We start from the raw sequence: 24,702 nt of genomic DNA, 5'->3' as shown, positions 1-24,702 counted from the left end.
AACTCCAAAAAGCTCCATGTAGTAAATTGGAGGCCGTTGGACACGGGAGGTAGCATTATGCTGAATAAAACAACAGAGATTGCAACGATCAGACAGGCAGTACGCCTGCAGGAATGGTCGGAACTTATCAAAGCACAGCAGGCAAGCGGCCTGACCATAAAGCAATGGTGTGAAGAAAACAGCATCAAGCCGAACACTTACTACTGCCGGCTGAAAAAGATCCGTGAACAGTTCGTTGAAGCTCCAGCCATCGTTCCTCTCAACGTTCCGCAGCAGCAATGTCAGTCAGAGATCCGCATCGGGAAGAACGATCTTCAGATCTCGCTGCCGTCAGACATTGATCCTGAAACCCTCCTTGCTCTGGTGAAAGCCCTATGCTGAACGATATTTCTTCAAATCAGCAGGTCTACCTCGTCACAGGCTACACAGATCTGAGGCGCTCCATAGACGGACTTGCCATGATAATACAGGGGCAGCTCCGGCTCGATCCGTTCAGCAGCGCACTCTTCCTGTTCTGCGGCAGACGCCGTGACCGTATCAAAGGTCTTCTTTGGGAAGGAGACGGATTTCTTTTGCTCTACAAGCGGCTCGACAACGGACAGTTCCAGTGGCCCCGCAATGAAATTGAGGCCAGACTGCTCACTCCTCAGCAGACAAGATGGCTGCTTGAAGGTCTGAAGATCGATCAGCCGAAGGCGATCAAAGACGGTAAAACAGGGATGATCTATTGAACGGAAAGCAAGGAGAATTCGCCTATTTTCCTTGCTTTTTCACTTGTTTTATGGTATAATATATGTATAGTTTGAGGAACGGAGGAAGCAGTATGTCTGAGCAGAACGCAGTAAAAAATGATCTGACAATGGCACAGGAAAATGCTGCGCTCCGATCAAGAGTTGCCATCCTTGAAGAAGAACTTGCATATGCGCAGGATCAGCTTGCATGGCTGAAAAAGCAGATATTCTGTTGATATGTTATTGACTTATTGGCGGTGATTATGTATAATTACTGATAGTGGTGGGCAGAAACCCGATTTGCCTGCTAAAATAAAATTCATCTGAGGTAGTATCTTATGAGAAACGTTTTTGATACATTCCACCATATATTTTCAACGGTTAATGTAACTCATGTCGTATGGTGTGTGGCTGTATTGCTCACTATGCTGATCCTTGCGGTACTTCATCACATATGGAAGGACGACTTAAAGAAGCTGCGATTATGGCGGCTGCTTTGTCTTGTGCCGCTGCTAATCTGCTGTGTTCATGCTTTCATATATGTTGTCGGCGCACCGATAGTATTTCTCGGCGGTTTCTTTGTGATGTACATTATCGCAGTGCTTGCCCTGATACCTGCGCTGTTTGCAAAGCGCAGGATAGGCTACTGTATAACCGCTGGGCTAACTGGCATTTTGTCCTGCCTTTGCGGTTTTTATTTCTGTGCGATTTCACCCAATATTTTCAATCATTCAAGGGAAAGCTATACCGAGTCTTTTCATTCACTTGTGATGGATATGGACGAACACTATGTCCTAAAAGAATGGAAAGAGGTCGATTTTTCCAGCCTTGAAGCAAAGTATATGCCGATGGTCGAGGAAGCCGAGAGGGAACAGAGCGCAGGCAAATTTGCTGATGCAGTCATGATGTTCTGTACTGAGCTTCACGATGGTCATGTCGGAGTCGAAGCTGATTTTGACGATGAGGATTATAAATCGGTCATCACGCCTCACGATTACGGCTTTGCAACAGTTAAACTGGACAGCGGCGAGATCATAGCCGTATGCACCGATGAAACCGCAAGCGATCTCGGCATAGAGGACGGAACTGTTATCACAAAATGGAACGGCAAGTCCGTTTTGCAGGCAGCCAAAGAAGATGTTCCCGACCTCGGTACACCTGTCAAAGCGAATGAAGAAATGCTTGATGTGATGAACCTTGACCTTGTGGGCGATGATACGCTTGAAGTGTCTTTCATAGACAAAAACGGCAGTGAACAGACGGTCACTGTTTATGACAAGGGCGGCGTGAAAACAAAGATGGAGGCAATGGCTGCTTTCAAAGGACTTAAGCTTCCGAACGATACTGATAAACTGTTAGAGGAAAATTTCAGCACTAAGATGCTCGATGATAAGTGTGGTTATCTCAAAGTGACAGCGGAAACAATGGGTTCATCTTTTCAGGACTATGCCGGCTATCTGACAGGTAATCAGAAGTATGCAAGAGATATGTTCCGTGAAAAGCTGAACGATCTGAGATCGCAGGGTATGGAATACCTTGTCATCGACTTGCGTAACAATGATGGAGGCTTCGACGAAATAGGTATAGCGTTGTGCGATCTGCTGACGGACAAGGACTGGTACGGTGAGGGTCTCGGCATACGCAAGGATGGAAAGTACACCTGCGTATCCGATCACATAATACACGGCACAGGCGAATTTGAAGACCTTAAGGTCGTTGCACTGACCAATTATGAATGCTGTAGTGCAGGTGATGGCTTGTCGTTGTATCTTTCAAAGCTACCAAATGTTACAGTCGCAGGTATTACCGATCCGTGCGGCTGCAATCAGGAAACGGGAGGTATAAGCACTTTGTCAGGCGGTATTGTGACAGTGTATTATCCCACAGGTCTGGTATTGAACGAGGACAGTGAGCCTAACATAGACACCAAATCCGACAGAGTAAGCCGCAATCCCGTTGAGGTGCGTATACCGTTCGACCATGATGCAGCGATGAAGATATTCCGTGACAAGGAGGATTATAAGCTGGATTGGGCTGTAAAGTATATTGAAGATAATGCAGAATGAGTATCCGTTATTATTTGCCGTTATATGGAATCCTTCTCAGATAATCGAGTTCCTTTGCACGTGTCTGTGGGCCGAACTTGTCGTCAGCAGTGATGCCTACGGCCTTCTTGGTATGCCTTTACTCAGTACGCTGTCTGTGAGCCGTATATTCCGTCAATGCGTAGAGGTTGATTGTTAACTATGAAGATCCAGTTCACGGTGCACTGTATCGACATTACTTCATCGCCATAACTGCCGATCACATATACTGCATTTGCACCTGGCGTGAAATGGATTCTGCTATAATGAAGAAAAAGCATCTGCAATATTTGAACCTGCCAGAAAAAGTATCCCAACCCCTTCAAGCACACCATACTTTATAGATATATCACTGACAGCTGTTTCTTTATCAGCGTTATCATTCCAAGTTGTTCATATAACAGTACTTTCCACACGAAATCACCTTCCAAGAAGTGTATTTGACTTTTACGTTCTTTCGGAGATTCCGGAACATATTCCGCAAATGAAGTCTTCCAGTAATCATCGGTGCCAATCTGAGATGAAGTCTTGCCTGAAAGGCTTATAAGATTATCGATACTGATATTGTTATCATCAGCTGCTGTATAATAGAACGAAAGAAAAGTACAAGTATCAACCTTAAATCTCGTCAATAATATAATCTTCTCAAAAGTATCAGGCTCGCTGCGGCGAGCCTGATACTTGTATATTTGGACGTGTTATATTTGACACTTACGACACTCGTGTGACAAACGTTGTATTTTTAGTTGATTTCATGTCTTTTCAGATTCATGTATGCAGTTTAAGTAGAAAACAGAACTAACGAAATATGCCTGTATCTCGATGCTCAACCGAAATACAGGCATAAATAAAAGTGGTGAGACATGAGGGATTTGAACCCTCATTTTTTTAAATAGAAAATATCATTGATGTTAAAATACAGATCGATGTTCGTATCATTCATCAATTTTTTTGCCTTTATAATGAGGAAAACCTAATACATGAGGTTTATCATCAAGCGGAACATAATTATCACTATAATCTCTTGCATCGAATAATTCCGGTGCATATTCCAATTCATCTGCAGGCAACTTAACAAGGAATTCATTATTACCTAGCTTTACATTGCCTTCATCATCAAGGCAGGTATGACATTCATAATCATATGTGACTCCTATTCCTGCCTGTGAATTATTTCTTGTCAGATTAGTTTCATGGAAAATGATCTTGTCTTTTTTCTGTTCGCAGGTAAAATAAGAGATCACCCCTTCGTACGCATCCCACTCAATTCCTGTTTTCTCATCAAAAAAAGTATAGAACATTCCTTCAAACCTGTTATCATACCGAAGATCAGCATCCCTTTCTCCGTATCCTACCTCATATACTCCTTTTTCCAGCCATATGAAGTCCTCATCGTTATCTATAGAAGTCGTTGTAGTGGTTACGGAATTTGTTGTTGTTATAATTGTTGTAGTTGTAGTATGAGATGTAGTGACAGTGGAACTTGAAGTCGTTTTTACTGTTGTCGTAACAGCAGTTGTTTCTGCTTCATTTTTTTCATATTTTGATGTGCTGTTATTCTGCGAAGCACAGCCGCATAATAAAGATAATGAAAGTGTAAATATTAAAGTCTTTTTCATAGTATAAGCCATCCCTTATTGTATTTATGCTAAAAGAATTATACCACAAATTTACATAATTGACAATGCGTTTATTGCTTTTATGATGTGTATTTACATTGTATCGGTGATATGGTATAATAAAACGAAAAAGGAGTATATATGGTACAGAACGAGATCGTTGATAGGGACACTTACCGAAAGATCAAGAAAATGAACCGCCAGAAGTTAACAATATTCATTCTCCAGTACGGGGATCAGTTACTCGGAGAACAGGGCAAAACAATTGATCTTCCGGCTCTTGAGGCAGAACTTAGTAAAATCAAAGGTATCGGCGGTAAGCGCCTTGATGAGATAATGACTGTTATTGAGAAATTCTTAGATGTATAATATGTTTTGAAATAAGAGGACACTGAAATGAGCAACATCGTAATATTAGTTGGGAGTATGAGAAAAAACGGCAATACATCTCGTCTGGTACAGAGCTTTGCCGAGGGTGCGGAAAAGAATAACAATGTAGAGATTATATCCGTCGCAGACTACGATGTGAATCCGTGCATAGGTTGTAACAGCTGTTTTACACGCGAAGGTAACAAATGTTTCCAGAATGATGATATGTTACAGATATACGAAAAGCTGAAAAATGCGGACATTGTTGTTATCGCGTCGCCTGTGTATTTTTACGGTATCAGCGCACAGCTGAAAGCTATCGTGGACAGGCTTCACACTCCCATGCGGAATACATTCCACATCAAGAAACTCGGACTGCTCCTTGTGGGAGCAGCAGAACTTCCGAATCTGTTTGACCCGGTAATCATGCAATATCAAATGGTGCTGGACTTCTTCAAGCTCGAAAGTATCGGCACAGTGCTTGTACGAGGAGTCAAGGACATCGGCGACATTGAAAACAATCCTGCTTTGAAAGAAGCGTATGAATTGGGCGATTCGATGTATTAAAATTGGAGTAGAAAAATGAAATACGCAGAAGTACAGAAAATAGCAAAAGATACAATAGAATTCATAAAAACTAAGATAACCGCAGGAATGAAACTCACGGATATCAGACAACTTTGCGAAGATAAAATGCTCGAATTAGGAGCTGATTCGTTCTGGTATTGGGACATAGGAGCTTTTGTATTTGCAGGAGATGAAACAACGGTTTCTGTTTCTGGCAGAGAATACATTACATCTGACAGAAAAATTGCTTCTGATGATATCATAACTATCGATCTCAGCCCTCAAAATAATAACATCTGGGGCGACTATGCCCGTACTTTAATAATCGAAGACGGAAGAGTAGTTGATGATATAAACAATATCCGCAATGATGAATGGCGTGCAGGTCTGCTTATGGAGGAAGAGCTGCACAAAGAGCTCATAGCCTTTGCGACACCGCAAACTACATTTGAGGAGCTCTATTACCATATCAATAAGCATATCACAGACCGTGGTTTTATAAATCTTGATTTTCTCGGCAACCTCGGACATTCTATCGTAAAGGATAAGAATAATCGTATATACACTGAGAAAGGCAACAAAGCTCTTCTTTCATCAGTGGACTATTTTACATTTGAGCCGCATATAAGCGTTCCAAACTCGAAATACGGATACAAGAAGGAGAACATCTATTACTTCAATTCGGGTAAGCTGATAGAACTATAGGAGACTAATATGATACTCAAAGCAAACAGAAACGACTTGCAAGAAATATTACAGCTTCAATATCTTGCGTATCAGAGCGAGGCTGACCTGTTCGGAAGCAGAGACATTCCTCCACTGAAGCAGACTATCGATGAAGTTGTTGAGGAATGGAGCAGCGGCACTATACTGAAGATGGTAGATGATAATAATGCTATTATCGGCTCAGTGCGGGCGCAAGAGCGTGACGGAACTGTTTACATTGGCAAACTCATGGTACACCCTGACCACCGCCACAAAGGCTACGGGACAATGCTTCTGTCTGAGATAGAGAAATGCTATTCCGATATGCGATATGAACTATTCACAAGCACAAGGAGCATTGATAATATCCGCCTGTATCAGAAGCTGGGCTACACGATATTTGCTCGGAAAGCCGTGAACGATGAGCTTGAATTTGTGTACATGGAAAAATATGGGATAGAGAAAAACGTAATTTACGGGTAATGCTCAAATGCCGATTATATGTCAGCGTTTGTAAGTGGTCCCGAAGAACGTGGAGCATACAAAATCCGGAATAGGTAAGAAGGCAGCCATACGGCTGCCTTTGTATTATATGCTGTATTTCTCAAGTTTAAGCAATGCTTTCTTTTTATCCAGTCCGCCTGCGTAACCTGTCAGGCTTCCGTCCGATCCGACTACTCTGTGACAGGGAACAATTATCGAGATAGGATTATGTCCAACTGCACCGCCGACCACCAGAGCCTGTGCAAGCTTTTTCCTTGCGGTGTCATATATCGCCGTGACTGTAGTTCTTGCCACGTTCATTTCAGCAGCACACTGCTCCTGCGTCTTTGAATGGTAATCGATAAGACGTATGGTCTCGAACTCGTCAAGGGACATAACGATAGTATCATTTGCCTTGTCCTGATCGGGAGCAAAGCTCCAGTAATCAGGATAACAGCATATCCTACGGGACTTCTGTGGTCTTGGCATATTAGCATCTCCTTTCCGACATAAGTCAAGTATATCATTTTTATTGACTTATGTCAAGTATTGACGTGGTGTAAATATTGACATATTTCATCATCTCTGCTATAATTCTTTTTGATTAGAAAAATGGAGTGTGTTACATGAAAAAGTCATGCATTGCATAAGTAATACAAATCTCAAGTTTATGAGCTTACATTAATAAGTGCCTCCCACAGGAGGCACTTATTGAAAACTACTTGCATTCAGTACATATATACTCTGGAACTGTACGGTCGTTGATAACGGATTCATACAGCCTCCAGCCACCTGCAAGATTATAGCAGTCATAACTATTGCCGCTGAGTATTCGGCAGGCTATATAGCTGCGCAGTCCACTGTGGCAATGAACGTATACGGGCTTGTCCTTTGGCAGCTTGTCAAGATTGTCGCGGAGAGTATCAAGAGGGATATTGATAAAGCCGTCTATCATTCCCCGAGCAGTTTCCGTCTTTGTACGCACATCAAGAAGAGTAACGCTTCCGTCACGAGGGAGCTTCTCAATGTCGTGCCAGAAGAACTGTTTTACAGTACCGTTAATGACGTTTTCGGCAACATATCCAGCCATATTCACGGGATCCTTTGCACTTCCGAAAGGCGGAGCATAGCAGAGTTCAAGCTCTTTCAGGTCAGTGACTTCTGCTCCGAAGCGTATTGCTGCCGCAAGAACGTCCATACGCTTGTCCACGCCGTCAAAGCCAACTATCTGAGCGCCAAGAAGCTTCTTGGTATTCTTGTCCCAAAGAATCTTTACTGACATATTTGTGGCATTGGGATAATATGAAGCATGAGAAGCTGAATAGGTGTAGGTCTTGTCATAGTCGATACCCTCGACAGCAGCTCGCTTCTCATTCAGACCTGTTGTAGCAACTGTCATATTGAAAAGCTTCAGCACAGCCGAGCCCTGAGTGCCTTTGTACTCAGAGGAGAGTCCCGATATATTATCAGCTGCTATTCTCCCCTGTTTGTTTGCAGGCCCTGCCAGCGGTATGAACGCAGGTTTGCCCGTTACGAAGTCTTTTACTTCAACAGCGTCGCCTACAGCATAAATATCGGGATAGTTTGTCTGCATATGACTGTTGACTATGATACTTCCACGCGGATCAAGTGCGATACCACACTCCTTTGCAAGAGAAGTCTCGGGACGAACTCCCACGGACACTATGACCATATCGGCTTCGATACTGCCATTTTGCAGAATGACTTTTTTATCAGTTATCTCCGCAACTCCGTTATTCAGATAAAGGCTTATACCTTTGCTTATGATATAGCGGTGAACGTCTGCCGCCATATCTGCGTCAAGAGGCGCGATAAGATGGTCGGCAAGCTCGACTATTGATACATCAAGACCTGCGTTTGCAAGGTTTTCCGCCATTTCTACGCCGATATATCCGCCGCCCACAACTACAGCTTTCTTTGGTTTGCTGCTGTCGATGAAGCTCTTTATCTTCATGGTATCGGGAATATTTCGCAAAGTGAATACATGAGGCAGTTCAATACCGCTGATATTCGGACGAATGGGCTCAGCTCCCGGGGAGAGTATGAGCTTGTCGAAAGTCTCCTCGTATTCTTCACCTGTATCGGCATTACGCACGGTAACTGTATGAGCTTCGGGAGATATTTTCACAGCTTCGCTCTTTACACGCACATCAATATTGAAGCGCTTGCGGAAGCTTTCGGGAGTCTGCAATGTCAGCATATTCTTGTCAGTTATCTCCCCACCGATAAAATACGGCATGCCACAGTTGGCAAAGGAGATATAGTCTCCGCGCTCAAGAATGATTATCTCATCATTTTCATTTAAACGTCTCAGTCTTGCGGCTGCGGAAGCTCCGCCTGCAACGCCGCCTACGATAATAGTTTTCATTTTTCTACCTCCGAAAGGAAAAGTTATGTTTGAAGAGATCTATAGTGAATTATTCCCGTTCTGGGACAAAATATCAGCTGATGACCGCAAGTATATCTGTGATAATTCTGCGGTACACCAATACGAAAAAGGAACTAATCTCCACAACGGCAGCGAATGCTCGGGAGTGATATTCGTCCGCAGCGGAAGTCTCCGTGTGTATATCATGTCAGAGGACGGCAAAGACGTAACTCTTTATCGCCTGCATAAGGGCGATATGTGTATGCTGTCGGCTTCATGCGTTTTACAGTCCATAACCTTTGAAGTCGCCATTGACGCCGAGGAGGACAGCGAATGCTGTATCATCAGCGGTCATGCTTTCAAGCAGGTATCGGAACGCAATCCCGGGATAAGGATATTCTCCCTTGAGACAGCCGTTTCACGCTTTTCTGACGTTATGTGGGTAATGCAGCAGATAATGTTCATGAGCCTTGACAAACGCCTTGCCATATTCCTCCACGATGAAGCTCTGCGTATCGGCTCGGACAATATTCAGCTGACACAGGAGCAGATAGCAAAGTACATCGGTTCTGCCCGTGAAGTGGTGTCACGAATGCTAAAATACTTCGCTAATGAGGGTATAGTTGAGGTATCCCGCAAAGGTATCAGGATACTCGACAAAAAGCGCCTGCGCGACTTAACCCTTTAACATATCGAGAATAGCTGATTTCGGACGAGCTCCTACTGCATGAGCAGTAACTGCTCCGTTTTTCATAACTGCCAGCATTGGTATGCTTGAAACGCCGAATGCTGCGGCAAGCTCAGGCTGGTCGTCAACATTGACCTTGCCTACTGTAAACTCGCTGTTCTCCTCTGCTATCTCGTCAACAAGAGGAGAGACCATTCTGCATGGGCCGCACCAGTCTGCGTAAAAATCCAGAAGAACAGGCTTTTCACTTGCTCTTACCTCTGCGAAATTTTCCTTTGTAACATTTAAAACTGCCATATCAATACTTCCTTTCTGTTTTATTGTATCTTTATTATATAATTACCCGATATGCAGGGAGCAAATCTTTGATTTGCGTATCTGCAAGGGCTTTTAAATCAATTATAATGAATGCTTTTTCATTCATTATATACGATTATTCAGCGGTGGTCTGTGACTTTGTCACGTTCTTAGCCTTGCATATGAGCTGAGTCATTGTTCCCATAGGGCAGTAAACACACCATGAACGTGGCTTGAAGAGTATCATAGTCACAAAGCCGAGTATAGTAGATGTGAGCATTATACTATAAAATCCGAATGCGAACTGTGCCACACCGTCAGAAAAAATTGTTCCGTGATAAGCCCAATGCCACGGCACTTTGAATGTCCACAGCAGCTTTATTTTCTGCCCGAGAGGACGCTGACCTGCGAATACAAGATAGGTATTCCAGAGCATTATGAAGAACATGGTAAAGAAGAATACAAGAAATCCGTAGCGGAAGTATTTGGACTTCATCCATTTCGGCATATCCTTTTTCCGCGACAGTCCGAAATGTCCGCCCAGCATTGAGAAGAGCTGCCCCCGGCCGCAGAATTTGTTGCAGTACGCTTTGTTTCCCCAGCCTATTGATATAACAAGGGGCACAATGAAGCATATCATTCCAAGCCATGCAAACAGAATATTCACAAAACCGAGGATAAGATAAGTAATCGAGAATATCCACAGGTGATCGTACCATTTTTTCTTAGCTTTCATGTTCTCTCTCCTCCAGTGTGATAATGCTCGCAGGACACTCCTTGGAACATTTACCGCAGCCTACACATAGTGCTTCGTCAATGACTGCGCTTATGCCGTGAGGAACGCTTATAGCTTCTCTCGGACAGACCTTTACACAGCATCCGCAAGCCACGCACAGGTTTTTATCAATTACAGCTTTTCGTTTCATGTCATCGCCTCCTGAGTATATTATATACTCTTTGTGGTTTTTGGTCTGTGACAAAGTCACATTAGAGGTAAATATTCGAACAAGTTTATGAATTGCTCCAAAACGTTTTAAAAGCAATATGCAAAAGCTCCGGCCATATGGCCGGAGCTTAATTGTATTATTTGAACTATGTTTAAGTTGATCCGCCATGTGGCGAATCAACTTAAACCGAGTCGTATTCATGGCTTAAAATAGCCGTTTGTACATATATTATATCACGTATTTTTTATTTGTCAAGAGTCCAAAACCATAGAGCTAAAAACTCTATGGCATTAGTTTTAGAGTACTTCCTTCATGGTAGCACTACCTGATATATATTTCATAAAAAATAACGGTATGCCGCATAACAGCATACCGTTATAATTTCCAGTGAATATGTATCTCGCGCTCGCCGTTCTCGCCGCTCTCCCCTATCTCGACATAGTCAATGAATTCGTCGGCGATATTACGGTCAAGCTTGTCAAAATGGGTATACTTTTCTATTATAGACCTCTGTCCCTCGGTATTCCTGATACGTTCACGGCATTCATTTATATGCTTTGAAGTATCAGCTATCCTCGCTGACAGCTCCTGCTCCTCATCACTTAGTCTCTGACGGAACAAGGCATAATCCTCATCGGAGATAACTCCGTCAAGCTTGTCCTTATACATAGCCAGAAGACGTTTTTCTGCGGAGCTATGACGTTCATTCAGCCATGCAAGGTCAGCTTCAAGCTGTTTGAGCTGTTCGCTGTAAATATCCCTTAACTGTATCTTATCCGCCTGACAATACTGCTCGACGATACTATTCAGTTCGTCAAGTATCTTCTTTTCGAGGACAAGTCCGCTTATACTTTTCTTATTTGTACAATTCATAGCTCCTGTCTTGTAGGTTGCGCATTGCAGACCGTAGTACTTAATAGTCTTAGCCTTGTTGTAGTAGACATTGCGCTTCATAGGTCTGCCGCAGACAGCACATTTCACCTTTCCTGACAACGGCGAAAGCTCCTGCGAGCGCTTCCCTACTCTGCCATTGGATCGGAGCCGCGCCTGTGTCCGCGCCCATGTTTCCGCGTCAATTATAGCTTCATGGGTATTGGGTATCCTTATCCAGTCTGCCTGCTCTACCTTTTTGCGCTTCTTGTTCTTGTAACTGATGTGGTGAGATTTGCCCTGAACGAGAGTGCCTGTATACATCTCATTTGCCAGTATCCTTGCGACAGTGGACTGCGTCCAAAGCCCACGGGAATTACTGGTATCAGCGTTGAGATTGACGTACTTTGAGCCTTTCAGCCGCTTATATTCCGTGGGACTGACGATGCCATCGGAATTAAGCTTCAATACTATCGCTCGGTAGCCTGCTCCGCTTATGTACATATCGAAGATCTGCCTTACAACAGACGCGGTTTCCTCATCGATGACGAGGTGGTGCTTGTCCTCTGCATCAATCATATAACCATATGGAGCAAAAGAGGCTATGAACTGCCCCTGCTCACGCTTATAGGCAAGAGTCCGACGTATCTTCGCGGAGATATCCTTGACATACATTTCGTTGTATGCAGAGGTAAAAAGCCTCATGGTACTGTAGCTCTCGCTGTCAGTATCGGCATTGTCGGCTACTCCTATGAAGCGTATGCCCCATTCAAGGAACTTGTCGTTGATGTACTTTTCAACAATCACTGTATCACGGGAGAAGCGAGACTGATCCTTGCACAGTACAATATTAATATAGCCTTTCTCGCAATCTCGTAACATACGGTTGAATTCGGGACGGCTGCGGTCAATGCCGCTGTAGCCATCATCAACATAGATGTCATATATCTCCCAGTCTCTTTCGTGACAGTAGTCGCGAAGCATGGCTTTCTGGTTCTGTATACTTGCACTTGCATCGTTATCTGACTTATCTTTATCCTCTATGGATAAACGGCAGTATATAGCCACCTTTGGCATTGACCTCACCTCCTTTTTTCAATAGTTTTTGGTTCAGTTTGTTCTCTTCACCTGACGGCTTACGAGCTTCTCTATCTTCTCTGTGACCGCTTTTTTTAAACGCTCGATATCAGCCGTTTTGAAACTGTTTTTTGTATGTATTTTATCATTCATTTTTATCACCTACCTTTCAATTGTATTCGGAATAAGCATTATATATGATACTCAAGACTCATTGGATGCGTTACTATCTCCATACCATCGTCCAGGCTGCCATGCTGCTGATGGAACCGGACCTCTTGCAAATCATGAAAAGAGAAAAGCACTTGAAGACACTGTAACCTATATGTGATATATAGCCGATAATATAGCAGAGCGGCAAGCCGAGAGTAATTGGCCGCTGTTTTGTTAAAGGTTAAATAAAAAAGGCTCCCAGTGTAACAAACACAGGGAGCCTTTTTGTAATCAGAGAATGTAACTTTTAGATTTGATGTTAAATTATATTGCTAATACGTTGTGATACACAGCTATGGCAAGGAAAATCCTATAGAAAAAAGTGATTTTCTGCTGAACTGGTCAGTATATAACGAAGAGAACGACAGGGTGACAAGAATAGGAAAGTTTTTGGGATCCTATGATTTCTCCGGCTATGCAGACTTCAAGGAGCTCGGCTTTATAAAGTAAATTAAGATCACAGGCCTCCTGCGGCGCAATCACCGCGGGAGGCTTCTTTTATACTTTTTGTAATTGCAGTAATATATACAACTATACGGATACACAAAAAATTTACAATTTCAGAACAGGTACTAATCAACACAAATGCGTTGTTTTGCTATTTCATTTCTTTTTATTTATGTATAAAAAAATCAAATGAACCTATTGAAATTAAACACACTATGTGATATAATTTTATAGTTGTGCACAGTGATTTACTACACACAGGACAAAAGAAACATAATAATACTTGGAGGACAACAGCACAAAATATTATTTCTATTATTCGGAGGAAATTATGAAAAACACATCAGGAAAGCGTGCTGCCGCAGGGGTACTCAGCTTCGGTCTGCTTTTGCAGTCCTTTGCATATTTTCCTGCAAACGCAGACGCCAACGGGCAGGTTACCCTGAACGAGGTATGCCCTAAGAACTCAACCTACCATGCAGCAGACGGGAACTGCTATGACTGGGTGGAGCTCTACAACAGCAGTAGCTCGGAAGCTGATATCTCGGGGTGGGGACTTACCGACAAGGCAAAAACTCCATACAAATATGTATTCCCCGACGGAACACATATCCCCGCAGAGGGAAGGCTCATCGTCTTCTGTGACAGCGACGCAGCGGCAAACAACAACGGGATAGCCCCTTTCGGTTTATCCGCTTCGGGTGAGACAATTGTGCTTACAGATCCAACGGGCAGTACAGTGCAGACGTTGACATTCGATACACTTGCAGAGGATACCTCCTACGGACAGTATCCCGACGGCAGCGGGCAGTTCTACAAGCTCAGCTGCACCCCCGGACAGAAGAACACTGCGCCTGAGGGAAGCGCAGCTGTACATACACCTGTTTTTTCACATGAAAGCGGCTTTTACAACAGCAGCTTCTCTCTTACTCTCACAGCCGATGAAGGCTGCGATATCTACTATACAACAGACGGCAGTGATCCTGTATTCGGTTCTACGAAATACACCGGTCCTATAACTATCAAGGATATGACCGATTCCAAGAACCGTATTAGCGCCCGCACAGATATAGTGCCCAACGGAGCAGAAGCTCCCCGCGGGAATATTGACAAGGCGGCAGTTATCAGAGCCGTTGCGGTGGACAGCGAAGGACGCGCAAGCGAATATGTCACAAAGACCTACCTTATAGGCAAGACCAATTCCGGCTACTATAAGAACATGAAGGTTGTATCTCTGGTAACGGATCCCGCAAATCTCTTTGATTACAATAAGGGAATCTACTGCCTGGGAAAAGTATACGACGATAACAAATACAACGGTGCAAGAAACCCATGGGAATACCGTGCGAATTACTCGATGAAGGGCAAGGAATGGGAGCGTCCTGCAAGCTTTACTATGTTTGAGAATGGTCAGAAGGTCATAGAACAGAATGTTGGTATCCGCATCAAGGGTGCCTTCTCAAGATCTCTTGCACAGAAGAGCTTCAACGTATACACCAGAGAGGAATACGGAAAGTCTGAATTTGAATACGATTTCTTCTCAGGAAAGGCTACCAAGGCTAAAAACGGCAAAGCTATCAAGAAGTTTGACGGCATTGTTCTCAGAAACGGAGGAAATGACAATACCGGAGCATTCTTCCGCGACAGCATAAACCAGAACCTTGTAACCGACAGAAACTTTGCCTATCAGGCAACATCTGAATGCATAGTATTGCTTGACGGCGAATTCTGGGGTATATACCAGATACTTGAAAAGACAAGCAAAAGCTACCTCAGCGATCACTACGGAGTCAAGAAAAGCGATATTGCAATAATAAAGAACGGCGGACTCGAGGAAGGCAGTGACAAAGACCTCGGCGATTGGCGTAATTTATGCAACGCAGCAGCAAGCGGAAACATTTCTTATGAAGAATTCTGCGAAAAAGTTGACATTCAGAGCTTTATAGACTATTTTGCTGCTCAGATCTACTGGGCAAATGCAGACTGGCCTCAGAATAACTTCAGTGCATGGCGCTCAACAGTTATCGATGAATCGAATCCATATTCAGACGGTAAATGGAGAATGATGCTCTTCGATACCGAGTCTGGACAGGGGCTCTATGGCACTGAGGACAAATCATATTCCGCTGATTGCTTCAGACGTATCCTTGAAAGCAACAGCCAGCTTGCAAGAGTATTCAATAGCCTTCTTAATTATCAGCGTTTCAGACATAAGTTTTCAAGAACTATGATGGATCTTATAAATACAGATTTTGAGCCCAACAGAGTAAAAGATGTCATCAATAATTACAGATACAAATATAAGCAGCAGGTAGCTGATACGTTTGCTCGTTTCCATTCAGGAAGCCTTTCAGGTTCTAACGCTGAAAGGCGCTTTGAAAGCGATATGAACACTGTTACTGAATTCTATACTCAGAGGCCATCAGTTGCAGAACGTACTACAAGATCTGCTATGAGACTTTCATCTGAACCACGCAAGCTTAATATTGTGAATGCAGCGGATAGCGGAAGCATACTGCTGAATTCTCTTGATCTCGGAAATATAAGCAACTGGAACGGCAAGTACCATCCTGATTACGATCTTTACATAAAGGCTCTTCCTGTTGAAGGTCGTTTTTTCTCATACTGGAAGATAACTAATGCAACTATCACAGATGGTGATACTACCTCCCAGTCTATCAAGATAAGACTTGACGGTAATGCTACCGTAGAAGCTGTATACAGAAACAGCAACGAACCTGCACCCGTGGTCACAACTACTACAACCAGAACAACAACTAAAACTACCACTACAACTAAAACAACATCCACAACTACGACAAATCCTGTTGTGACAACTCGTTCAAGCTCTGTAAGATATCAGGTGTTCAATGAAGGTCTCACATGGGAAGACGCAAAGAATTACTGTGAAAGTATAGGCGGTCACCTTGCTGTAATCACCTCCGAGAAGGAACAAAATGAGATCTTGAACACAATAAAGGCTGATTCCGCGTCAAAGCCTTTTTATTGGTTAGGTGCAAGCCGCGGAGATAATGGTAAGTTCAACTGGGTAACAGGCGAAAAACTGAGTTATACCTGCTGGGGAGACGGAAAGCCAGACAATTACAGAGGCCTTGAGCATTATATGATCATTATGAAGAATAACGGAAAATGGGATGATAATGAGCTTACAGGCTGGGCAAACAATATTGATAACATGGGCTTTATCTGTGAATGGGAAACAGTAGAAGTGCCATCAAATACAAACACATCTCCCGCAAACACCTCAGACAAATCAGGAATAGTTCCACTCTGCAAGGTTATTCAGGCAGAATCTTATGATATCAAATCCGGTATTGAAACCGAAAACTGCTCCGAAGGCGGTCTTGATGTTGCATATGCTGAAAACAATGACTATATTGGTTTCAAGAACATAGATCTTACAGACGTCAAGAATATCGATTTCCGTATTGGTTCCAACGGCGCAAAGGCTGCTATCGAGATTCATATGGACACTCCCGACGGTCAGCTCATTGGAAAAATGAATATCAAATCCTCAAACGGCTGGCAGACATGGAACACCCAGACCTGCGCTATCAGCGAATTCTATGGCATACATGATATTTATTTCGTATTCATCGGTGGTGAGGGCTATCTCTTCAACTTGAACTGGTGGAGAACAGACAAACCAGTTGACAATTACATCATCGGCGACCTGAACGGCGACGGAGTTATCGATATCTACGATCTCTGCAAGATGAGAAAGGCAGTCCTCAGCGGCGACACCGATAACTTCGGAACGGCGGATATCAACGGTGATGACGCTATAAACAGCGACGATCTGACGTTACTCAAGAAGTTCATCATGGGTGAGATAAACTCATTCTGACAAGGGCACTTTCATTCTCTTCCCTTTTCCGACCGCAAGTACGGACAATAACAGAGCATTTACCGTCTGTGACAGTCTATCGGCTGACACAGACGGTATTCTTTTTAAGATTTCTACATTGAATTAGACTCACCAATATGATATTAAAGCACCATCGAAGAGTATGATTCAATCCGGAAATGATGGATTTTATTATTTCTCTAATGAAAAGTAATAGAGGAGGCTACCCTCGGGGGAGCTTTTCTGTTTATATAATTGGTGATAAGAGAAATGAAAAAGGAGCCATATATGGGAAATCAGGAGATTATTGATCAGGACACTTACCGAAAGATCAAGAAGATGAACCGAGAGGAGCTTACAAAGTTCATTCTTCGATATGGAGATCAGCTTCTCGGAGAACAAGGCAAAAACATTGATCTTCCAGCTCTTGAGGCAGAACTCAGCAAGATCAAAGGTATCGGCGGTAAGCGCCTTGAGGAGATAATGGTCGTTATAGAAAAATTCTTGGATGTTGAGCAAACAATAATTAATAAATAATAAGGACGGCGTAAAGCCGTCCTTTTATATTATTAACCTTGTTATATTCCCACCTGCATTGAATATGTAAGCACTCTCTTATGCCCCATTGATTTTACGTCATTTCGCCAAAATTCCCATTGTTGTTCCGGACACATCATATTCAAAATGCAGCATAACCGACAAAAACAAAAATCATGGCTCATGCTCCAACAAAAGATATAGTTATTCTCAACTTTATTTTTCCTACACTTCTCCTGCGGTTGGACAAATTATTCTGCAAAGGGATCACACTGCAATTCCGCGCAAGCCCGAAAAAGCAGGCCCAAACCTGTACTAAACTCAAAAAAGCGCGTTTTCAATACATCACTGTACATATCAAAGCTGATGTTTACTATTCTTTCCTTGACTTCCCAGACATATGGTTTGATTTTCATTTCCAGTTCCGGGATATAAATAATGTCGCCTCTTGTCTCGGAATGCAGCTCAATAAAGCTTGAAAATTCACCATTTAGGATTCTATCAAGTATATCTTCTTTTGTCAGTATCTTTGCTTTGTCTACACTGATCAGCTGTAATATATGAACACTAAAAAGTTTTTATAAACCGAGAAGTCCCATCTGTACAGCAAGTGCATCTGCGTTGGTAACGCCGTTGTCATCGTGATCGGCATTTTTTCTTCCCTGCGGAGTCAGTTTGTATTTATTAGGATTGGATAGAGACTGCATTATTAATAACACATCGGACATATCCACGTTTCCGTCGATATTGGAATCACCTGTTACGGTTTTGAACAGGTCAAGGGAGCTCATGTAGCTGATTATTTCATTTTCTTCCTCATTGATTTTTTCTTCTGTCTGCGGATCATTCATGTTTTTTATTTCTTCATTTATTATTGCAATAGGATCAAGGGACGGATTTTCTGCATAATACTTGTCGAGCATATCGAGTATATCATCATAATCCGAAGCTCCTACAGCCTTTGCAATGTAAAGCTCTATACACTCAAGTTCTCCAATATCACAGCTGACACCGTTATTGTTAAAGTCGTAATCGTAATTGAAAGCGTCACGTACTTCCTGAGGTGCATCTATTTTCGCATAGATAAAGTATGAAGGATCTTCAGGCGCCGGTATCTCAGTAAAAAGATCCTTGAAAAATGCATAATCCTGAATGTCGGTCTTTCCGTCCTTGTTTATGTCAGGCTCAGGGATCTCACCTTTCTTGACAGCGTCATAATACTCAGGGAACATCTTTTCTATGTCATATTTTGCGAACCGCGGATCAAGAGGCTTGTCTTCGGGGCTTCTGACAGCGTTTACGCCGTATGTTTCGTAAATATTCTTGTATTTATAGAGATATCCCCATATATCCCAGCTGATGAAATGGTTTTCCTCGCTGTTATAATAACTGCTGTCAAAGATCTCATGGCTGAAATTCGTATAGTTGGTTATATAATATATAAACAGCGTCTGATCGATATCAGCGAAGCAATGGAGCGAATACTGAGAAGCGGTATCATAGAATTTTGTTGCCTTTTCCCATTCACTCTCTGAAAGCGGATGATTGGTAGTATAGTCGGTTTTCTCATCATAATTTGGCATTTCCTTCAGGAAAGAAATATATTCTTCATAGTCCTCAAGGAAGCCGTCATATGTTCTCTTTCTTTCATGTATCTGACCCGGTTCCAGACTGTGATATTCATCATTTTCGTCCCAGTAACCATAACAGGTCTCATAATAATCATCATAGAATTTGTCCTGGAAGTTATACAACATCATGATGTCATCAAAATTGATCTCACCGTCTGAATCGATATCAGCATCAACTAAGCCATTATCCATAAGTTCAGCCATCACATTATATGATGCATTGGTATAGCACATAGCGGATTTGAGATAATTCTCTATAAAAAGATGTATAGGCGATATTAACTTGTTTTCAGAATCGCTGCAGTGGTATTTCAATCTTTCAAACTTACCGTCCGACTCTTTGTAGAACATTGTATCGTAGAAATCGATTATATCGAAATCGCCGTCATCATGCCTGATATATTCAAGCGGAACAGGTTCAGCATACGTATCAGGACAGTTGTCAATATAGTAATTAGGGTCGAAGTATTCAAGCTTTACCGGCTGAGTACGTACAAAGTATTCCGTAATATCACAGATACTTGCATTCTTGCCTGTAGCCTGCTTGAATTCATTTATCTTTTCTTCGCAGGTGTTTATATTATTGACGATATATTCAGGAAGGTCGTCAGTATAATTGCGTTCAACTGCATAGGCGTCAAAGATGTCAAATTTACCGTCATCGTTTATGTCAATATCAAGATCATAATCTTCAATGCAGGTTATCAAGTTCTGGATATAATCAGGATACTTGTCTGTACGTGTATACTTTAACGGCTCTTCAGATGCAGCATTTGCAGCTGATACATTCGGAAGCATGAGCAAGGCGGTTGAAAGTGCGGCAAATCGTTTCATAATAATTCTCCCTTCGTTTAATGGGTGTTCATGATCATATGTTGTAACAGTTTCTGCAGTTTCCACAGGAACAAACTCTGTCTGTACGGCTGCTGACGTAATAATACTGTCAATGGCAGTGTAAGACGCAGATGCTTTATCAGATGATCTTGCAGTTTCTGATGATGATACATCTGCTGAAGAAACAGCTGTTGCCCCTGCTTTCGTTACGGAAGCTGATGCGGATGAACGGCTTGCTGTCGTTGATAAGACAGCAGCCTCCTTTTCGTCAGGCGGAGAAGTAACAGGTTCTGTAATATCTTCGATGATGTTACTGTTATCAGGGGGCGTGTCGATGAATTTGGCTGAATCCTTGAGATGCCAGATACAGAATGCGGCTGCGGCTGATGCTGCAATACCTGAAACAGCGACTGATACTTTTCGGATACGGCGTGTATGTTCAGCTTTTTCAGCGATAATAGCATCGCCTCTTTCCTTGACGATAGCGGCCATTTCCTTATAGTCCATCATATTCAGCATCCTCCTTTTCGAGTTCTCTTTTCAGAGCATTTTTCGCTCTGTAAAGCAGATCGCGTATCTGCTTGCTGCTTTTTTTCATTATCTTGCCTGCTTCGGTATTATCGAAATTCTCGAAGTAGATAAGACAAAGAATCTGGCTGTATTCTGGCTTCAGCTTGCTCACAGCAAGTCTCAGCATTGAGCATTTCTCCTGCTGCAAGTAATTCTGTTCGATATTTTCCCCGGTCGGGACGGAATAAGCGCCATCGAGAGATATTTCCCGTATCCTTGAGCGTTTCCGCCGGATGTCAAAGGCTTTATTCCTTCCTATAGTATATAACCATGTCTTGAATGCGGAATTTCCGTTGAAAACAGGTTTATCTACATAAAGCTTTATGAACACATCGATCGCGGCTTCCTCGGACAGCTCCATATCTCCGATAATACTGTAGATGTAATATATAAGACCATCTTTATAGTCTTTTATTACTTCATCAATTGCGTCCCTGTCACCTGAGAGAAAACGGCTGTAGCTACCTGAACCGTCACTCATTGTTATTCTCCTTTCGACAGGAAATATTTCCTTTGATAATTAGACGTACGGAACATCATGAATGTCGCACCCATTAAAAAATTTTTTTGAAAAGTTATATTTAATGTCTGTTTTTCATCTGCTTTACCTTTCTTTCGGTTGTACATATTATATCATATCAGTTTCAGTGATTCAATGCTATTTGATGAATGACAGATATTATACAGGTCAGGATAACGGGAAGAGCATTGCAAGTTTTCCCAGAGTCATTGTTATAAGCGGAGTGCTTGCTATATATGAGCTCCTTCCCGCATTTCACCTGTTTTTTGTGAACACGTAACTACAAAATTTCATTTGAATATGTTTTATGTAGGTAACAGAAAATTCTGTATTTCGGTGTTTTACTCGAAATACAGAATTTTAAAAAAAAGCGGACAGCGAAAAATTCGAATATTTATAATACAGTGTTTGGGGGCGTTTATAGATGTTCTCTTTCAATTACTAAAATATTAACTCTCTCCACTCCTCAAATAATTAAATGCCTTATTTATATAATAATCCAGAGCTTTAAACTTACTAAACACATTCAAAACTTAACATTTTATCTATTGAATAATCCTTACTTATCTTATATAATAAAAATGAATAGATTGTTTCTTGCTCATGCATATATATTTGGTAAATATTGTTAAAAAGCTTATTGCCATTCAGCATCACATATTATCAAAGGGGGAGGATAAATATGACGAGCACGATCTATAATAATTCCTACGATATTGCTGCTGTTATGCTTTGCATATGCTGTATATTTTACTTCATAATGTCCAAACGCATACATCACTTCAAGCACACACTGTATGCAGCTCTCTGTGTCTGTGTCTTTTCCGGAAGTCTCAGCAATATTTTAGCAGGTTATTTTGCTAAATCAAAAATCAATCTGGCAGCGAATATCTCAATCAGCTTATACTTTCTTGTCAATGTACTAACAATGTATGTATTCGGATTATATGTCCAATGTTTAAGCGGACATCTCATAAACCGTCGAAAAAATTTTTTTCTTATGTACAGCATTCCCGCAGTAATTGCATTTTGCCTGATATTAGTCAACTTTTTCTTTCATTTCCTTTTCTACTATGATACCGACTGCAATTATATCCGAAATAATTCATTCCTTATTTTACATACACTTGTAATGTTTTATCTCGGACATACGATCTTTGTACTGCTCAGAAATGCTACGTTCATACAAAAGCAAAAAATCCTCTATCTATTCTCAGGACTGGCGTTCGTTATCACGGGTATTGTTGTACAGATACTGTTCCGCCAGTTGCAGATACAGCTTTTTACGGAAGCAGTTATGCTTTCGTTGATGGCGATAGTATTTGAAAATGCCAGTCTGGAAGTGGATACCGAACTGAATGTATACAAACGTAAAGTATTCCTTGAATTTTACAAAACAGCCTGCGATATGAAAAGCCAAATGACGCTTATCGCTGTTTCACTTGTAAATACAGAACAGCTTCTCAGCACCCTTTCTTCCGAAGAAAAGACTGTCGCATTCCGCACCGTCTGTGAAAAGATCTCAAAACTGGTTGGGCACAACAATGTTTATGCCTATACTACGGAAAAATATGCGATCATGTTAGAAAGGAACAAAATAAAAAACTATAGTATTGCCGAAAATGATTATCTTATAGCACTGGAAGCAATGTTTAATCAGAGCTGGACGGTTGAAAACAAGAAAATCTACTTCAATGCGCTTGTAACTGTGATTCATCTCCCTGAAGATACAGATAATGTGACGCTTGATTCTGCTTTTCACAGAGGCAGAGATCTGAACTTTACCGATTCAAATATGATCCTGCGAAATAACGAAGATGTGAATATTATCCGCAAGCGCACAAGAATGCTCAATGCTGTACGCCGTGCCTGTGAAAACAGGTCGTTCATTGTGTACTATCAGCCGATTTGGTCAGTAGATTCACAGTCGTTTGTTTCTGCTGAGGCACTTGTCAGAATGGATGATACCGAGCTCGGATTTATCCCTCCCGATGAGTTTATCAGCGCAGCAGAAGAATATGGTCTTATCTCAAATCTTGGTGAGATCGTACTTGAAAAGGTCTGTGAGTTCTATGCAAACTATCACCCTGAACAGTATGGCATCAAGTGGATTGAACTGAATGTTTCTCCATATCAGCTCGGCGACGCAAATATTGTACAGAAATTCGCCAGATTACTCCATAAATATAATGTTCCCGTCTCTTTCATCAATCTGGAGCTGACAGAAACAGTGGACGTATTCCGCAATAGTATATTTAATGATACACTGAAACAGCTGAAAGATTATGGCTTTACATTTTCCATGGATGATTACGGTACGGGTTATTCTAATTTAGCTAATCTTATGTCCAATAACTACAAGACTGTGAAAATAGACAAGTCCCTGCTTTGGAAAGCAACAGACAAGGCCGGCATGGATTTTCTGATGATCACGGTCAATCAGCTCAAATCCATCAAGCTGCAAGTACTTCAGGAGGGAGTTGAGACTAAGGAGCAGCTGGATATTATCACTTCCTTCGGCGGTAATCTGATCCAAGGCTACTACTTCTCAAAGCCGCTCTCTGACATTGATTTTATTGCCTACTGTAAAAGATTTGCAGGATGATTAACCAAGGGATTCTAATACCAGATGTCTGATAATTCAAATAGAAACGACATATAAAAATAATCCTCATCCCCCAAAATGCGCGTATAGGTCCCATCATAATATCTGGGCGTGTTCGGGACTTTCACACGTTAGATCGTGCACATATCGGACAAACTAAGAACATCAGCTCCCTTACGGGAGCTGATTCTTTCATATCGATATAATGCCTCTTAGTCGTGTACATTTCACCTGTTTTGCGCACACAAGACTGCAAATCTTCATTTGAAACTGTCTCCCAAAAGCTTCTTTGAAAGAGCGGATAGAGAGTAATCTGTCCCCTCTCATCATATAAAATGAACCATAAAAGTATATCTCATTCAATCTGATAACTTTCCGCTCATAATGAACTATGTTTAAGTTGATTCGCCATGCCCTGCGTCAAGGACGATTATCGGCTTCTCGTTGTCAAGGTCTGTCAATGCTGTCGGCAGAGCACCATTTTCGGCTCTTTCTGCAATACGCGAAGCTCCGTACAGCGTGAACAGCGCACAGCCGCACAAAAGTGCTCCGCTGGCTATCTTTCTGTGTGTTTTTCTCATATCTTTTCTCCTTTTTTCGATATTTGGTCAGTGAATTATATGAGAAATTCTGAGAATATATGCAAAAACT

The 24,702-nt window shown here is 42.0% G+C and carries 22 protein-coding genes; 12 read left to right on the top strand and 10 right to left on the bottom strand.

All coding sequences use genetic code 11. The features are described 5' to 3' along the window. Positions 1-57: 57 nt before the first annotated feature. The 4 genes from tnpA (at position 58) to T497_RS0108855 (ending at position 2,797) form a co-directional block, all read left to right on the top strand. Entirely contained in the window at positions 58-381 is a 324-nt protein-coding gene (gene tnpA, locus T497_RS16380; RefSeq protein ID WP_037324734.1) for an IS66 family insertion sequence element accessory protein TnpA, read from the top strand. Then, positions 375-731 carry an IS66 family insertion sequence element accessory protein TnpB gene (tnpB, locus tag T497_RS0108865; RefSeq protein WP_028515302.1) on the top strand — a complete coding sequence of 119 codons (357 nt, stop codon included), beginning with the start codon at positions 375-377 and terminating at the stop codon, positions 729-731. Before tnpA ends, tnpB begins: the two co-directional genes overlap by 7 nt. 92 nt (positions 732-823) lie before the next feature. Next, on the top strand, positions 824-967 hold the full coding sequence (locus T497_RS18305) for a hypothetical protein (RefSeq protein WP_155266881.1): 144 nt from the start codon (positions 824-826) through the stop codon (positions 965-967). A 102-nt stretch (positions 968-1,069) separates the two neighbouring features. Next, positions 1,070-2,797 carry a S41 family peptidase gene (locus tag T497_RS0108855; RefSeq protein ID WP_028515301.1) on the top strand — a complete coding sequence of 576 codons (1,728 nt, stop codon included), beginning with the start codon at positions 1,070-1,072 and terminating at the stop codon, positions 2,795-2,797. A 953-nt stretch (positions 2,798-3,750) separates the two neighbouring features. Here the strand turns inward: T497_RS0108855 and T497_RS0108845 are convergent. Continuing rightward, positions 3,751-4,434: a hypothetical protein gene (locus T497_RS0108845; RefSeq protein ID WP_028515299.1), complete on the bottom strand. Its 684-nt coding sequence runs from the start codon at positions 4,432-4,434 to the stop codon at positions 3,751-3,753. A 141-nt stretch (positions 4,435-4,575) separates the two neighbouring features. Between T497_RS0108845 and T497_RS0108840 the strand changes: the two genes are divergently transcribed. From T497_RS0108840 to T497_RS0108825, 4 genes are read left to right on the top strand one after another with little or no spacing between them, the layout of a single operon-like run. After that, complete coding sequence (locus T497_RS0108840; protein ID WP_028515298.1) at positions 4,576-4,803, top strand: hypothetical protein; 228 nt, start codon at positions 4,576-4,578, stop codon at positions 4,801-4,803. A 27-nt stretch (positions 4,804-4,830) separates the two neighbouring features. After that, positions 4,831-5,370, top strand: coding sequence for a flavodoxin family protein (locus T497_RS0108835; RefSeq protein ID WP_028515297.1), 540 nt, complete (start codon positions 4,831-4,833; stop codon positions 5,368-5,370). A 15-nt stretch (positions 5,371-5,385) separates the two neighbouring features. After that, the gene (locus T497_RS0108830; protein WP_028515296.1) at positions 5,386-6,075 is read left to right on the top strand and encodes a M24 family metallopeptidase; all 690 of its coding nucleotides are present in this window, start codon (positions 5,386-5,388) and stop codon (positions 6,073-6,075) included. Between the two features lie 9 nt (positions 6,076-6,084). Continuing rightward, on the top strand, positions 6,085-6,558 hold the full coding sequence (locus T497_RS0108825; RefSeq protein WP_028515295.1) for a GNAT family N-acetyltransferase: 474 nt from the start codon (positions 6,085-6,087) through the stop codon (positions 6,556-6,558). 105 nt (positions 6,559-6,663) lie between these two features. Here T497_RS0108825 and T497_RS18930 read toward each other — a convergent pair whose 3' ends face one another. Both T497_RS18930 and T497_RS0108815 read right to left on the bottom strand, forming a co-directional pair. After that, positions 6,664-7,047: a methylated-DNA--[protein]-cysteine S-methyltransferase gene (locus tag T497_RS18930; RefSeq protein WP_051530598.1), complete on the bottom strand. Its 384-nt coding sequence runs from the start codon at positions 7,045-7,047 to the stop codon at positions 6,664-6,666. Between the two features lie 229 nt (positions 7,048-7,276). Then, complete coding sequence (locus T497_RS0108815; RefSeq protein WP_028515294.1) at positions 7,277-8,947, bottom strand: FAD-dependent oxidoreductase; 1,671 nt, start codon at positions 8,945-8,947, stop codon at positions 7,277-7,279. 25 nt (positions 8,948-8,972) lie between these two features. Here T497_RS0108815 and T497_RS0108810 point away from each other — a divergent pair, with 25 nt between their 5' ends. Continuing rightward, positions 8,973-9,635, top strand: coding sequence for a Crp/Fnr family transcriptional regulator (locus T497_RS0108810; protein WP_028515293.1), 663 nt, complete (start codon positions 8,973-8,975; stop codon positions 9,633-9,635). On the opposite strand, the gene trxA is transcribed toward T497_RS0108810, so the two are convergent. The 4 genes from trxA to T497_RS0108790 form a co-directional block, all read right to left on the bottom strand. Continuing rightward, positions 9,624-9,932: a thioredoxin gene (trxA, locus tag T497_RS0108805; protein WP_028515292.1), complete on the bottom strand. Its 309-nt coding sequence runs from the start codon at positions 9,930-9,932 to the stop codon at positions 9,624-9,626. The two genes, T497_RS0108810 and trxA, sit on opposite strands and share 12 nt — an antisense overlap. Positions 9,933-10,068: 136 nt before the next feature. Then, positions 10,069-10,668, bottom strand: coding sequence for a 4Fe-4S binding protein (locus tag T497_RS0108800; RefSeq protein ID WP_028515291.1), 600 nt, complete (start codon positions 10,666-10,668; stop codon positions 10,069-10,071). After that, on the bottom strand, positions 10,658-10,858 hold the full coding sequence (locus T497_RS0108795) for a 4Fe-4S binding protein (protein ID WP_028515290.1): 201 nt from the start codon (positions 10,856-10,858) through the stop codon (positions 10,658-10,660). The genes T497_RS0108800 and T497_RS0108795 overlap by 11 nt, the downstream gene beginning before the upstream one ends. A gap of 396 nt (positions 10,859-11,254) precedes the next feature. After that, entirely contained in the window at positions 11,255-12,826 is a 1,572-nt protein-coding gene (locus tag T497_RS0108790) for a recombinase family protein (protein ID WP_028515289.1), read from the bottom strand. Positions 12,827-13,817: 991 nt separating this feature from the next. Between T497_RS0108790 and T497_RS16370 the strand changes: the two genes are divergently transcribed. Together T497_RS16370 and T497_RS0108770 are read left to right on the top strand one after the other, a co-directional pair. After that, on the top strand, positions 13,818-17,354 hold the full coding sequence (locus T497_RS16370) for a CotH kinase family protein (protein ID WP_051530597.1): 3,537 nt from the start codon (positions 13,818-13,820) through the stop codon (positions 17,352-17,354). A gap of 288 nt (positions 17,355-17,642) precedes the next feature. Continuing rightward, positions 17,643-17,891: a hypothetical protein gene (locus tag T497_RS0108770; RefSeq protein ID WP_028515288.1), complete on the top strand. Its 249-nt coding sequence runs from the start codon at positions 17,643-17,645 to the stop codon at positions 17,889-17,891. 578 nt (positions 17,892-18,469) lie between these two features. Here the strand turns inward: T497_RS0108770 and T497_RS18820 are convergent. Then, positions 18,470-20,866, bottom strand: coding sequence for a hypothetical protein (locus tag T497_RS18820; RefSeq protein ID WP_028515286.1), 2,397 nt, complete (start codon positions 20,864-20,866; stop codon positions 18,470-18,472). Then, positions 20,853-21,407, bottom strand: a complete 555-nt coding sequence (locus tag T497_RS0108755; RefSeq protein ID WP_028515285.1) for an RNA polymerase sigma factor — start codon at positions 21,405-21,407, stop codon at positions 20,853-20,855. The genes T497_RS18820 and T497_RS0108755 overlap by 14 nt, the downstream gene beginning before the upstream one ends. A 1,336-nt stretch (positions 21,408-22,743) precedes the next feature. Between T497_RS0108755 and T497_RS0108750 the strand changes: the two genes are divergently transcribed. Next, a complete protein-coding gene (locus T497_RS0108750; protein WP_196243032.1) occupies positions 22,744-24,051 on the top strand; it encodes an EAL domain-containing protein in 1,308 nt (435 codons plus the stop codon). 395 nt (positions 24,052-24,446) lie between these two features. On the opposite strand, the gene T497_RS0108745 is transcribed toward T497_RS0108750, so the two are convergent. Next, positions 24,447-24,632: a hypothetical protein gene (locus tag T497_RS0108745; RefSeq protein ID WP_028515283.1), complete on the bottom strand. Its 186-nt coding sequence runs from the start codon at positions 24,630-24,632 to the stop codon at positions 24,447-24,449. Between the last annotated feature and the right edge of the window lie 70 nt (positions 24,633-24,702).

The sequence above is a fragment of the Ruminococcus flavefaciens MA2007 genome, assembly GCF_000621845.1.
In the GTDB taxonomy this organism is placed as follows: Bacteria; Bacillota; Clostridia; order Oscillospirales; family Ruminococcaceae; genus Ruminococcus; species Ruminococcus flavefaciens_E.
The sequence above is the reverse complement of the archived record's forward strand: the minus strand, read 5'-3'. Positions and strand labels throughout refer to the sequence as shown.

Bases quoted from the DNA above. Each gene is read 5' to 3' on its own strand.
- T497_RS0108750 (WP_196243032.1), top strand. From the start codon at position 22,744: ATGCTTTCGTTGATGGCGATAGTATTTGAAAATGCCAGTCTGGAAGTG.
- trxA (WP_028515292.1), bottom strand. From the start codon at position 9,932: ATGGCAGTTTTAAATGTTACAAAGGAAAATTTCGCAGAGGTAAGAGCA.
- T497_RS0108795 (WP_028515290.1), bottom strand. From the start codon at position 10,858: ATGAAACGAAAAGCTGTAATTGATAAAAACCTGTGCGTGGCTTGCGGA.
- T497_RS0108790 (WP_028515289.1), bottom strand. From the start codon at position 12,826: ATGCCAAAGGTGGCTATATACTGCCGTTTATCCATAGAGGATAAAGAT.
- T497_RS0108855 (WP_028515301.1), top strand. From the start codon at position 1,070: ATGAGAAACGTTTTTGATACATTCCACCATATATTTTCAACGGTTAAT.
- tnpB (WP_028515302.1), top strand. From the start codon at position 375: ATGCTGAACGATATTTCTTCAAATCAGCAGGTCTACCTCGTCACAGGC.
- T497_RS0108815 (WP_028515294.1), bottom strand. From the start codon at position 8,947: ATGAAAACTATTATCGTAGGCGGCGTTGCAGGCGGAGCTTCCGCAGCC.
- T497_RS0108840 (WP_028515298.1), top strand. From the start codon at position 4,576: ATGGTACAGAACGAGATCGTTGATAGGGACACTTACCGAAAGATCAAG.
- T497_RS18305 (WP_155266881.1), top strand. From the start codon at position 824: ATGTCTGAGCAGAACGCAGTAAAAAATGATCTGACAATGGCACAGGAA.
- T497_RS0108800 (WP_028515291.1), bottom strand. From the start codon at position 10,668: ATGAAAGCTAAGAAAAAATGGTACGATCACCTGTGGATATTCTCGATT.
- tnpA (WP_037324734.1), top strand. From the start codon at position 58: ATGCTGAATAAAACAACAGAGATTGCAACGATCAGACAGGCAGTACGC.
- T497_RS0108755 (WP_028515285.1), bottom strand. From the start codon at position 21,407: ATGAGTGACGGTTCAGGTAGCTACAGCCGTTTTCTCTCAGGTGACAGG.
- T497_RS0108825 (WP_028515295.1), top strand. From the start codon at position 6,085: ATGATACTCAAAGCAAACAGAAACGACTTGCAAGAAATATTACAGCTT.
- T497_RS0108830 (WP_028515296.1), top strand. From the start codon at position 5,386: ATGAAATACGCAGAAGTACAGAAAATAGCAAAAGATACAATAGAATTC.
- T497_RS18930 (WP_051530598.1), bottom strand. From the start codon at position 7,047: ATGCCAAGACCACAGAAGTCCCGTAGGATATGCTGTTATCCTGATTAC.
- T497_RS0108745 (WP_028515283.1), bottom strand. From the start codon at position 24,632: ATGAGAAAAACACACAGAAAGATAGCCAGCGGAGCACTTTTGTGCGGC.
- T497_RS0108810 (WP_028515293.1), top strand. From the start codon at position 8,973: ATGTTTGAAGAGATCTATAGTGAATTATTCCCGTTCTGGGACAAAATA.
- T497_RS16370 (WP_051530597.1), top strand. From the start codon at position 13,818: ATGAAAAACACATCAGGAAAGCGTGCTGCCGCAGGGGTACTCAGCTTC.
- T497_RS0108770 (WP_028515288.1), top strand. From the start codon at position 17,643: ATGGGAAATCAGGAGATTATTGATCAGGACACTTACCGAAAGATCAAG.
- T497_RS0108845 (WP_028515299.1), bottom strand. From the start codon at position 4,434: ATGAAAAAGACTTTAATATTTACACTTTCATTATCTTTATTATGCGGC.
- T497_RS0108835 (WP_028515297.1), top strand. From the start codon at position 4,831: ATGAGCAACATCGTAATATTAGTTGGGAGTATGAGAAAAAACGGCAAT.
- T497_RS18820 (WP_028515286.1), bottom strand. From the start codon at position 20,866: ATGATGGACTATAAGGAAATGGCCGCTATCGTCAAGGAAAGAGGCGAT.